This is a genomic window from Escherichia albertii NBRC 107761 = DSM 17582, assembly GCF_000759775.1.
In the GTDB taxonomy this organism is placed as follows: Bacteria; Pseudomonadota; Gammaproteobacteria; order Enterobacterales; family Enterobacteriaceae; genus Escherichia; species Escherichia albertii.
The window spans coordinates 72549-84575 of record NZ_BBMY01000002.1 but is presented as its reverse complement, the minus strand read 5'-3'; the positions used below and the strand labels follow the sequence as shown (position 1 = coordinate 84575).

Annotated in this window: 9 protein-coding genes and 1 riboswitch; of the genes, 2 read left to right on the top strand and 7 right to left on the bottom strand. The window is 54.7% G+C overall.

Annotation, left to right across the window (positions count from 1 at the left end; all coding sequences use genetic code 11):
• Window positions 1-16 precede the first annotated feature (16 nt).
• The 4 genes from polB to araB all read right to left on the bottom strand — a co-directional run bounded on the left by polB (window position 17) and on the right by araB (window position 6466).
• Window positions 17-2368: a DNA polymerase II gene (gene polB, locus EA14781_RS01095; RefSeq protein WP_000170797.1), complete on the bottom strand. Its 2352-nt coding sequence runs from the start codon at window positions 2366-2368 to the stop codon at window positions 17-19.
• Window positions 2369-2442: 74 nt separating this feature from the next.
• Window positions 2443-3138, bottom strand: a complete 696-nt coding sequence (araD, locus tag EA14781_RS01090) for an L-ribulose-5-phosphate 4-epimerase (protein ID WP_000888647.1) — start codon at window positions 3136-3138, stop codon at window positions 2443-2445.
• A gap of 114 nt (window positions 3139-3252) precedes the next feature.
• On the bottom strand, window positions 3253-4755 hold the full coding sequence (gene araA, locus EA14781_RS01085) for an L-arabinose isomerase (protein ID WP_000151714.1): 1503 nt from the start codon (window positions 4753-4755) through the stop codon (window positions 3253-3255).
• A 10-nt stretch (window positions 4756-4765) separates the two neighbouring features.
• Window positions 4766-6466: a ribulokinase gene (gene araB, locus EA14781_RS01080; protein ID WP_000951886.1), complete on the bottom strand. Its 1701-nt coding sequence runs from the start codon at window positions 6464-6466 to the stop codon at window positions 4766-4768.
• A gap of 338 nt (window positions 6467-6804) precedes the next feature.
• Between araB and araC the strand changes: the two genes are divergently transcribed.
• Both araC and EA14781_RS01070 read left to right on the top strand, forming a co-directional pair.
• Complete coding sequence (gene araC, locus EA14781_RS01075) at window positions 6805-7683, top strand: arabinose operon transcriptional regulator AraC (protein WP_002430306.1); 879 nt, start codon at window positions 6805-6807, stop codon at window positions 7681-7683.
• An 85-nt stretch (window positions 7684-7768) separates the two neighbouring features.
• Window positions 7769-8533 (top strand): DedA family protein, encoded by a 765-nt coding sequence (locus tag EA14781_RS01070; protein ID WP_001148389.1) that lies wholly within the window; start codon window positions 7769-7771, stop codon window positions 8531-8533.
• Between the two features lie 107 nt (window positions 8534-8640).
• On the opposite strand, the gene thiQ is transcribed toward EA14781_RS01070, so the two are convergent.
• The 3 genes from thiQ to thiB are packed head-to-tail and all read right to left on the bottom strand — an operon-like array spanning window position 8641 to window position 11892.
• A complete protein-coding gene (gene thiQ / locus EA14781_RS01065; RefSeq protein ID WP_000916294.1) occupies window positions 8641-9339 on the bottom strand; it encodes a thiamine ABC transporter ATP-binding protein ThiQ in 699 nt (232 codons plus the stop codon).
• Window positions 9323-10933 carry a thiamine/thiamine pyrophosphate ABC transporter permease ThiP gene (gene thiP / locus EA14781_RS01060; RefSeq protein WP_000235730.1) on the bottom strand — a complete coding sequence of 537 codons (1611 nt, stop codon included), beginning with the start codon at window positions 10931-10933 and terminating at the stop codon, window positions 9323-9325. The genes thiQ and thiP overlap by 17 nt, the downstream gene beginning before the upstream one ends.
• Window positions 10909-11892, bottom strand: coding sequence for a thiamine ABC transporter substrate binding subunit (gene thiB, locus EA14781_RS01055; RefSeq protein ID WP_000913256.1), 984 nt, complete (start codon window positions 11890-11892; stop codon window positions 10909-10911). The genes thiP and thiB overlap by 25 nt, the downstream gene beginning before the upstream one ends.
• A gap of 30 nt (window positions 11893-11922) precedes the next feature.
• Window positions 11923-12023: riboswitch (TPP riboswitch) on the bottom strand.
• Window positions 12024-12027 lie beyond the last annotated feature (4 nt).

The window sequence follows — 12027 nt, the reverse complement described above, 5'->3', positions numbered from 1 at the left end:
CGAACTCTTTTTTTGCTCAAAATAGCCCAAGTTGCCCGGTCATAAGTGTAGCAAAATTATCCTCAATAAAAGGGAGTATTCCCTCCGCCACGGGTTGCAGTTGACGGGTCAGATAGTGTTCGTAATCCAGTGGTGAACGTTGGTAGTCAAGCGGCTCCGGGCCGTTGATGGTCCAGACGTACTTAATGGTGCCGCGGTTTTGATATTGCAAGGGGCGACCACGCTTGTGGTTTTCTTCATCGGCAAGGCGTGCGGCGCGTACATGAGGCGGCACATTACGCTGATATTCGCTCAGCGGACGGCGAAGGCGTTTGCGGTAAACCAGCTGCGTATCCAGTTCGCCGACCATCAGTTTGTCGATAGTTTCGCGTACATACTCCTGATATGGCTCGTTGCGGAAGATGCGCAGATATAGCTCCTGCTGAAATTGCTGGGCCAGCGGCGTCCAGTCGGTACGCACGGTTTCCAGCCCTTTAAACACCATCCGCTGTTTGTCACCTTCCTGAATCAGCCCGGCGTAGCGCTTTTTGCTGCCGGTATCGGCTCCGCGAATGGTTGGCATCAGAAAACGGCAGTAATGGGTTTCATACTCCAGTTCCAGTGCGCTGGTCAGCCGTTGTTTTTGCAGTGTTTCCGCCCACCAGGCGTTAACGTGTCGCACCAGTGCACGACCGATTTTCGCCGCCTCTTCTTCTGAATGTGCGCCTTTCAGCCAGACAAACGTTGAGTCGGTATCGCCATAAATCACGTCATAGCCCTGCGCTTCAATCAACGCTTTGGTTTGCCGCATGATCTGATGACCACGCATGGTGATCGACGACGCCAGGCGCGGATCGAAGAAGCGACAGGCAGTGGTGCCAAGCACGCCATAAAAGGCATTCATGATGATCTTCAGCGCCTGCGACAGCGGCTTATTACCCTGGCGTTTGGCTTCATCGCGCCCGTGCCAGATGTTAGTCACAATCTCTGGCAGGCAATGTTTCTCCCGTGAGAACCAGGCATCTAGAAAGCCTTCGGTGCTGTGTTCAGGATCGGGCTGTGCCATGCCTTCCACCAGTCCGACGGGATCAATCAGAAACGTGCGGATGATCGACGGATACAGGCTTTTGTAGTCCAGCACCAGCACAGAATCATAAAGTCCTGGTCGCGAATCCATCACGTAGCCGCCAGGGCTTGCGTGTGGCGGCACTTCGCCGAGATTAGGTGCAACATAACCAGCGCGGTGCATTCGGGGAAAATAGAGATGACCAAACGCCGCCACCGAACCCCCATGCCGATCCACTGGCAGACCGTTCACCGTCGCCCGTTCGAGTAAAAACGGCATGATTTCGGTTTTGTGGAAGATTTGTGTCACCAGTTCGCAATCTTTCAGGTTATAAGTCGCCAGCGCGGGTTTATCTTCGGCGAAACGGCGGTCAATTTCGTCCATCCGATCCCACGGGTTATCGATAGATTTGCCTTCGCCTAACAGCTCCTGGGCGACGGTTTCTAGTGAGAACGACGAGAAATTCCAGAATGCGGATTTTAGTGCCTCAATACCATCAATAATCAGCCGCCCTTTGGCCTGGGCAAAAAAGACACCGTTTTTAAAACCATGCTCGCGCCACTCCAGTTCGCTGTTATCGCGCCCCAGACTCAGTGGAATACGGTAACGCTCGGCAAGTTTTTGCAGCATTCGCAGATCAAACTGCACCACGTTCCAGCCGATGATCACATCAGGATCGTAGTTGGCAAACCAGGCGTTAAGTTTTTCCAGTAGCTGCAGGCGACTGGCGACGTATTCCAGTTCAAAATCGAGCGCGGAGGCGTCGCCATTCTCTGGCCCCAGCATATAAACGATGCGCTGCCCGCAACCTTCCAGGCCGATGCAGTACAGCTCACCGTGGCGGGTGGTTTCAATATCAATAGAAACCCACCTGAGCGGCGGACGATAGTCGGGATGCGGTTTCAGACGGGCATTAACGATAGCGCCATTGCGCATATCACCCTCGACCCACACCGGAGAGGTGATAAACCGCTCCATCAGATAGCGTTCTGGCGGGCGCACATCGGCCTCGTAAACGGTAACGCCACCTTCACGCAGGCGCTTTTCGTAATTCATCAACTGGCGATGGGCGCGACAGTAAAGGCCATACACCGGCTGGCGATGAAAATCCTTCAATGCCAATGGCGTCAGACGAAAGCCTTGTTCACCGTGCAAAATGTGCTGAGCGCGGGGAACTTGATCGGCAGGAATAAACGCCACGGATTCTTGCGGCGTAAGGGTAACCTGCAACGGCCCGTTGTCCGTCGCCAGCCAGAATGAAACTTCGGTCCCTTGCGGGGTGTCCCGCCAGTGTCGGGTTAAGATAAAACCTGCCAGTGTCACGCTGAAAATCCAATAAAAAACCAGACTCGATTATAGCCTGGTTTCAGTTGATTGGCTGTGGTTTTATACAGTTATCACTGCCCGTAATACGCCTTCGCACCATGCTTACGCAGGTAGTGCTTATCCAATAACGTTTGCTGCATATCCGGTAACTGCGGGGCTAACTGGCGGCAGAAAATCCCCATATAAGCGACTTCTTCCAGCACGATGGCGTTATGCACCGCATCTTCGGCGTTTTTACCCCATGCAAACGGGCCGTGAGAATGCACCAGTACACCAGGCATTTGCGCCGCGTCGATACCCTGTTTTTTGAAGGTTTCGACGATCACTTTGCCCGTTTCCCATTCATATTCGCCGTTGATTTCCGCATCGGTCATTTTGCGGGTGCAGGGAATGGTGCCGTAGAAATAGTCGGCGTGGGTAGTGCCGGTTGCCGGGATTGACTGACCTGATTGCGCCCAGATGGTGGCATGGCGGGAGTGGGTGTGCACAATGCCGCCAATGGCGGGGAATGCCAGGTAGAGCAGTCGGTGAGTTGGCGTGTCGGAGGAGGGTTTTTTCGTACCTTCGACGACCTCGCCAGTTTCGATGTTGACTACGACCATATCGTCGGCGGTCATGACGCTGTAATCGACGCCGGAAGGCTTGATCACAAAGACGCCGTGCTCGCGATCAACGGCACTGACGTTTCCCCAGGTCAGCGTGACCAGCTTGTGTTTTGGCAGCGCCAGGTTGGCTTCTAATACTTGACGTTTGAGATCTTCTAACATGTTGACTCCTTCGTGCCGGATGTGCTTTGCTTATCCGGCCTGCAAGCCCGGAACGTGTAGGCCTGATAAGAGGCGCCAGCGTCGCATCAGGCGCTGAATGCCGGATGCGGCTAATTAGCGACGAAATCCGTAATACACTTCGTTCCAGCGCAGCGCGTCTTTAAACGCTGGCAGGCGGGTGTCGTTATCAATCACCGTGATTTCAATGTCGTGCATCTCGGCAAACTGGCGCATATCGTTGAGGTTCAGCGCATGGCTGAAGATGGTATGGTGCGCGCCACCGGCGAGGATCCACGCTTCAGAAGCGGTTGGCAGGTCTGGCTGGGCTTTCCACAGCGCATTTGCCACCGGCAGTTTCGGTAGGGCGTGTGGCGTTTTCACTGTGTCGATGCAGTTAACCAGCAGACGGTAACGATCGCCGAGATCAATCAGGCTGGCGACAATCGCTGGACCAGTTTGAGTATTGAAGATCAGACGCGCCGGATCTTCTTTACCACCAATGCCCAGGTGTTGAACGTCGAGGATCGGTTTATCTTCTACAGCGATCGACGGGCAGACTTCCAGCATGTGGGAGCCGAGCACCAGATCATTACCTTTCTCGAAGTGGTAGGTATAGTCCTCCATAAAGGAGGTGCCGCCCTGCAGACCGGTTGACATCACTTTCATGATGCGAAGCAGGGCTGCGGTTTTCCAGTCGCCTTCGCCTGCAAAGCCGTAACCCTGCTGCATCAGACGCTGTACGGCCAGACCAGGAAGCTGTTTCAGGCCGTGCAAGTCTTCAAATGTGGTGGTGAACGCGTGGAAGCCGCCTTGTTCCAGGAAACGCTTCATCCCCAGCTCAATACGCGCCGCTTCCAGCACGTTCTGCCGCTTCTCGCCGTGGATTTGTGTCGCAGGTGTCAGGATGTAGTTGCTTTCATACTCATCGACCAGCGCGTTAACATCACCATCGCTGATGGAGTTCACCACCTGTACCAGATCGCCAACCGCCCAGGTATTGACGGAGAAACCGAACTTAATCTGCGCGGCGACTTTATCGCCGTCAGTGACTGCCACTTCACGCATGTTATCGCCAAAACGGCAGACTTTCAGATGACGTGTATCCTGTTTAGATACCGCCTGGCGCATCCAGGCGCCGATACGCTCGTGCGCCTGTTTATCCTGCCAGTGACCGGTAACGACGGCATGTTGCTGATGCATACGCGCGCCGATGAAACCGAACTCGCGGCCGCCGTGCGCAGTCTGGTTCAGGTTCATAAAGTCCATGTCGATACTGTCCCACGGCAGCGCTGCGTTGAACTGGGTGTGGAATTGCAGCAACGGTTTGTTGAGCATGGTCAGGCCGTTGATCCACATTTTGGCCGGGGAGAAGGTGTGCAGCCACACTACCAGGCCGGCGCAACGATCGTCGTAATTGGCGTCACGGCAAATAGCGGTGATTTCGTCTGGCGTGGTGCCCAACGGTTTCAGTACCAGTTTACAGGGCAGTTTGGCTTCCGTATTCAGCGCCTTAACAACGTGTTCAGCATGTTGGGTGACCTGACGCAGGGTTTCCGGGCCATACAGATGCTGGCTGCCAATTACAAACCACACTTCATAATTATCAAAAATCGTCATTGTCGTGTCCTTATAGAGTCGGAACGGCCTGGTCAGCCAGCGCCGGATCGGAAGTTGGAAAGTAGTGTTGTTCTGCGCTCATCGCCCATTGCTGATAGCGGTGATAAAGCTGTTCAAAGCGTTGAGCCTGTGTTGTGCTCGGTTGCAAAGTTTTCTCTACCGCACTGGCCATTTTTTGCTGCGCTGATGGAATGTCTGCGTGTACTCTTGCGGCGACGGCCGCGAAAATCGCTGCACCGAGCGCGCAACACTGGTCAGAAGCGACGATTTGCAGCGGACGATTAAGCACGTCGCAGCAGGCCTGCATAATGACCGGGTTTTTTCGCGCGATGCCGCCCAGCGCCATCACGTTGTTTACGGCGATCCCCTGGTTGGTGAAGCACTCCTGAATTGCGCGTGCGCCAAAAGCGGTGGCGGCAATCAAACCGCCGAACAACAGTGGTGCGTCGGTAGCGAGATTCAGATCGGTAATTACCCCTTTCAGGCGTTGGTTAGCGTTTGGCGTGCGGCGGCCATTAAACCAGTCGAGCACCACTGGCAGGTGATCAAGAGACGGATTTTTGGCCCATGCTTCGGTGAGTGCAGGTAGCAGTTGCTTCTGGCTGACTTTGATTTGCTCTTTCAGTTCAGGATGCTGGGCGGCAAGTTGTTCCAGCGGCCAGCCGAGTACGCGACCAAACCAGGCATAGATATCGCCAAATGCCGACTGACCTGCTTCCAGGCCAATAAATCCCGGCACCACGCTGCCGTCAACCTGACCGCAAATACCTTTCACTGCCCGCTCGCCAACGCTCTGTTTGTCGGCAATCAGAATGTCGCAGGTGGAAGTACCGATAACTTTTACCAGTGCGTTAGGCTGTGCGCCCGCGCCGACCGCGCCCATATGGCAGTCAAACGCGCCGCCGGAAATCACTACGCTTTCTGGCAGACCGAGGCGTAGCGCCCATTCCGGGCATAAAGTGCCAACCGGAATATCTGCGGTCCAGGTGTCAGTGAATAGCGGGGAAGGCAAATGGCGATTGAGGATCGGGTCCAGTTCATCAAAGAAACTGGCTGGCGGCAAACCGCCCCAGCTTTCGTGCCACAGCGATTTATGCCCGGCGCTGCAACGTCCGCGGCGGATATCCTGCGGGCGGTTGGTGCCGGAGAGCAGGGCGGGCATCCAGTCGCACAGCTCAATCCACGATGCGGCAGATTGTGCCACGGCGCTGTCCTGACGAGTCACATGCAGAATTTTTGCCCAGAACCATTCACTGGAATAAATACCGCCAATATAGCGGGAGTAGTCAACGTTGCCCGGCACGTGACACAGGCGGGTGATCTCTTCCGCTTCTTCGACCGCGGTGTGATCTTTCCATAATACAAACATCGCGTTTGGGTTTTCGGCGAATTCCGGGCGTAGCGCCAGCACATTGCCGTCGGCATCGATTGGCGCAGGTGTGGAGCCGGTACTGTCGACGCCAATGCCGACCACGTCCGCGCGCTGTTCGGCGCTAAGCTCTGCAAGCACGGTTTTTAGCGCCGCTTCCATTGACTCGATATAGTCGCGCGGATGATGACGGAACTGGTTATTCGGGGCATCGCAAAATTGCCCTTCCTGCCAACGGGGATACCACTCTACGCTGGTGGCGAGCTCTTCACCGGTGGCGCATTCCACCGCCAACGCTCGTACAGAATCACTGCCAAAATCGAGGCCAATTGCAATCGCCATCGTTTCACTCCATCCAAAAAAACGGGTATGGAGAAACAGTAGAGAGTTGCGATAAAAAGCGTCAGGCAGGATCCGCTAATCTTATGGATAAAAATGCTATGGCATAGCAAAGTGTGACATCGTGCAAATATTCAATGTGGACTTTTTTGTCGTAATTATAGACACTTTTGTTACGCGTTTTTGTCATACCTGATGCATATCCTGTCAACAAAGTGCTTTTGACAAGCGGGTTTGTCGGTTGGCTTTTTGAAGATGGCCTGTCAGAGACGCATAGCAGGTGATGTTTAGTGCAATATGGACAATTGGTTTCTCCTCTGATTGGCAGGAGTATGAAAAGTATGGCTGAAGCACAAAATGATCCACTGCTGCCGGGCTACTCGTTCAACGCTCATCTGGTAGCCGGTTTAACGCCAATCGAAGCGAATGGTTATCTCGATTTTTTTATCGACAGACCACTGGGAATGAAGGGATACATTCTCAACCTCACCATTCGGGGTAAGGGCGTGGTGAAAAATAATGGGAAAGAATTTGTCTGCCGACCGGGCGACATTTTGCTCTTTCCACCAGGCGAGATCCACCACTATGGGCGGCACCCGGATGCCAGTGAGTGGTATCACCAGTGGGTCTATTTTCGCCCCCGCGCCTACTGGCAGGAGTGGCTAAACTGGCCCGCTATTTTTGCTAATACCGGTTTCTTTCGCCCGGATGATGCCTGGCTGCCTCATTTCAACGATCTGTTTGGGCAAATCATCAATGCCGGGCAAGGAGAAGGTCGTTATTCAGAATTACTGGCGATAAACCTTCTTGAGCAATTATTACTGCGACGTATGGAGGCTATCAATGAGTCGTTGCACCCGCCGATGGATAATCGGGTACGCGAGGCCTGCCAGTACATCAGTGATCATCTTGCGGACAGTCATTTTGATGTGGCCAGAGTGGCGCAACATGTGTGCCTTTCACCGTCGCGTTTGTCACACCTGTTCCGCCAGCAGCTAGGGATTAGCGTTTTAAGCTGGCGCGAAGATCAGCGTATCAGTCAGGCGAAGCTGTTATTGAGCACCACCCGGATGCCTATCGCCACAGTTGGGCGTAATGTCGGTTTTGACGATCAGCTCTATTTTTCGCGAGTATTTAAAAAATGTACCGGGGCGAGCCCGAGTGAGTTTAGAGCGGGTTGTGAAGAAAAAGTGAATGATGTAGCCGTCAAGTTGTCATAATTGGTAACGAATCAGATAATTGACGGCTTGACGGAGTGGCAATGGGTTTGCAGAATCCCTGCTTCGTCCATTTTACAGGCACATTATGCAAGCATTGCTGGAACACTTTATTACTCAATCTACCGTGTATTCGCTGATGGCGGTGGTATTGGTGGCCTTTCTTGAGTCGCTGGCGTTAGTCGGCTTGATTCTGCCTGGTACGGTGCTGATGGCGGGACTGGGGGCGCTGATTGGCAGTGGAGAGTTAAGTTTCTGGCATGCCTGGCTGGCGGGGATTGCTGGTTGCCTGATGGGGGATTGGATCTCCTTCTGGCTGGGCTGGCGGTTTAAAAAGCCGCTGCATCGCTGGTCATTTCTGAAAAAGAATAAAGCGTTGCTCGACAAAACTGAGCATGCGTTGCATCAACACAGCATGTTTACCATTCTGGTCGGGCGCTTTGTCGGGCCGACGCGTCCGCTGGTACCGATGGTCGCAGGGATGCTGGATCTGCCGGTGGTGAAATTTATCACGCCAAATATTATCGGTTGCCTGCTGTGGCCGCCGTTCTACTTCCTGCCGGGGATTCTGGCGGGGGCGGCGATTGATATTCCTGGCGGAATGCAAAGTGGTGAATTTAAATGGCTGCTGCTGGCGACGGCGGTGTTTTTGTGGGTCGGTGGCTGGCTGTGCTGGCGCTTATGGCGCAGCGGCAAATCAACCGATCGTTTAAGTCATTATTTGTCGCGGGGCCGTTTGTTGTGGCTGACGCCGCTGATTTCTGCCATTGGTGTCGTGGCGCTGGTGGTGTTAATTCGCCATCCGCTGATGCCGGTATATATCGATATCTTGCGCAAAGTGGTTGGGGTTTAGAGCATCGTTTTGTAGACCTGATGCGACGCTTGCCGCGTCTTATCGGGCCTATAAAATGCATACCCGTAGGTCGGATAAGGCGTTCACGCCGCATCCGACAGTGCATATTAACCTTTAATCCCCAATAGCGCCGAAGCACTCGCCTTACCGCTCAACAACTCATCGGTCTTACCCTGCCAGGCGATGCGCCCGTCGGCGACCACCACCGAACGCGTGGCGATCCTCGCCGCATCTTCCACGCTATGTGACACCATCAATAGCGTCATTTTTTGCTGCTGGCAGCTCGTGCTCACCAGCGTCAGCATCTCCTGGCGTAGTGCCGGATCGAGCGCAGAGAACGGTTCATCAAGCAATAAAATGGGCTGTTCGCGCACCAGACAACGCGCCAGAGCCACGCGCTGTCGCTGACCACCGGAAAGCTCGCCCGGCAACCGCGCCATTAAATGATTAATTCCCATCTGACGGGCGATAGCGTGCATTTTCTCCTGCTGTGCCGCGTTCAGCTTCAATCCGGGATTAAGCCCCAGCCCGATGTTCTGCGCGACCGTCAGGTGACTGAACAGGTTGTTCTCCTGAAACAGCATCGACACCGGACGGCGTGACGGCGGCGTTGTGGTGTGATCAACGCCATCGATAGTCAGCGAACCGCTGGCTGGCGTCAGAAAACCGGCGATCAAATTCAGCAGAGTACTTTTCCCTGCGCCGCTTGGCCCGAGGATTGCCACCTGCTCGCCGCGTTCTACCGTTAAGCTAAAACGCATTGGCAAATGGTGGTAAAGCCAGGTGATATCAGTCAGTTTTAACATTTCGCACCGGTAGTTTTTCAATCACGGTAAATAGCATAAAACAGAGCAGTAGCAGAATTAACGCGGTAACTGCGCCGTCCTGGCTGCGATAAGAACCGATTTGCTGGTAGAGATAAAACGGCAGGGTGCGGAAATCATCGTTACCGAACAACGCCACCACGCCAAAATCACCAATCGACAGCACGCAGGCAAAGGCCAGCGCCTGCGCCAGTGGGCGTTTCAGGGCGCGCAGTTCCACCACTTTTAAGCGCGACCAGCCTTCAATACCCAGCGACTGGCACAGCATGCTGTAGCGGGTAGTGATATCGCGCATCGGGTTTTCCAGCACTTTCAGCGCATAAGGGATCGCCATTAACGCGTTGGTGAAAATCACAATGCCGTCAGCAGATTGTGGCAGGCCGATAGTGTTGTTGAGCAACAAAAAGAAGCCCGTTGCCAGCACAATGCCCGGCATGGCGAGGATCAACATGCCGCTCATCTCCAGCGCCTGACCCGCCAGCATTTTTTGCCGCGCCCGCAGTTCGCGGCTGCTCCATAGCAGCATCATGGTCAGCACCACGCACAATACGCCTGCTGCCAGTGCAATACGCAATGAGGTCCACAGTGCCTGCCACAACACCGGTTGCGACAGAACTTCTGGCAACTGGCGGTTTACTCCATCGACGATCACCGCCAGTAACGGTGGCAGTAATAACAGCAACGCCAGCGCAATTAATACTGTGTCGCAAATGCGGCTATGCAGACGATCGTCCGGGTCGCGCCAGCCTTGCAGCAGCGTGGTACCGGGGGCAATGGCTTTACTTAGTCGCTGACTCAACAGCACCAGTCCGAGACAGCACACCATCTGGATCAGCGCCAGCATCGCTGCGCGGGCAGGATCGTAGTCGTAACTTAGCGCCTGATAAATAGCCAACTCGATAGTGGTCGCCTGCGGACCACCGCCCAGCGACAGCACGGTAGCGAAGCTGGCGAAACAGAGCATAAAGATAAGCGCAGCAACCGGCGGGATTTGTCGCCGTAGCCACGACCATTCGATGAAGCGGAAAAAATGCCAGCCGCGCATCCCAAGCTGGGCGGCAAGCTGGCGCTGCTCGCCGGGAATGTTTTCCAGCGCCTGGAGGAATAAGCGGCTTGCCATCGGCAGATTAAAAAATACGTGTGCCAGCAAAATGCCTTGCAGGCCGTAGGGCGAAAAGGTCCACTCCAGACCAAGCGAATGCCAGAGCGAGGCCAGCCAGCCCTGGCGACCATAGACGCTAAGAATGCCGAAAACGGCGACCAGCACCGGGAGGATCAAGGTCATTGCGCACAGACGCAGCAGCGCTAGTCGCCCCGGAAAGCGCCTGCGATAGAGCGCGCGGGCGAGGAATATTGCGGGAACGACAGAGAGCAGCGCCGAGAGAAACGCCTGCCAGAAGGAGAAGCGCACCACATGCCACAGGTAGCTGTCCTGCCAGATGGCCGTCCAGTCACCCTGTGGTGCGTTCCACCACAGGGCGAGAAACGCCGCCAGTGCAACCGCCACTACCAGCGTGGCGGCGCTTAACCCTGGGATTAACCAGCCGGGAATTAATGACTGACGGCGCGTTGCCATTCGCTAATCCATGCCTGACGTTGTGCCGCCACTTCGGCTGGCGTGAACTCCAGCGTGGTGGCAGGTTTGGTCAGTTGTGCAAAACCGGCAGGCAGCGCGACGTTTGCTACCGGATACATCCAGTTGCCGGTTGGGATCGCATTCTGAAAAGCCGGAGAAACCATAAACTGGAGGAATTTTTGCGCCAGCTCCGGCTGCTTGCTGGCAGCGGTACGGGCGGCGACTTCCACTTGCAGATAGTGACCTTCGCTAAAGTTCGCGGCGGCGTAGTTATCTTTCTTCTCTTCGAGAATATGATAAGCCGGGGAGGTGGTGTAGCTCAGTACCAGATCGCTTTCGCCTTTCAAAAACAGGCCATAGGCTTCGCTCCAGCCTTTGGTGACCGTGACGGTTTTCTTCGCCAGCTTCTGCCAGGCCTGTGGGGCGTCATTGCCATAGATTTTTTGCATCCATAGCAGCAGGCCCAGACCAGGAGTACTGGTGCGCGGATCTTCATAAATCACCCGCCAGTTCTGAGCGCTCTCAACCAGTTCTTTCAGGCTTTGCGGCGGATTTTTCAGTTTGTTCTTGTCATAAACGAAGGCGAAATAGCCATAGTCAAACGGCACAAAGGTGTCATTATTCCAGCCGCCGGGAACGTTTATAGCCTCTGTTGCTACGCCGCTTTTGGCAAACAACCCGGTTTTGCTGGCGGCGTCCAACAGGTTGTTATCCAGTCCCAGCACCACATCAGCTTTGCTGTTTTTGCCTTCCATCCGCAAACGGTTCAGCAGTGAGACGCCATCTTCCAGCGCCACAAATTTCAGTTCGCAATTGCAGTCGGCTTCAAAGGCTTTTTTGACCACCGGACCTGGCCCCCAGTCGGCGGCGAAGGAGTCGTAGGTATAAACGGTCAGAACGGGTTTAGCGAAAACGGGCGCTGTGCATAGCAACAGCAGGGGAAGACATTTTTTTAACACTTTGCACCTCAAAGAAGAGTGGCAAAGGACTTGAGAAGGAGCCTCAAATCCCTTCGCCGGCGTTATCCGGATCAGGTTCGACGGGTATTTTCTCAGCTTGCGCGTTAGCGCAGGCACCCCGTTGAGAACGGCGTT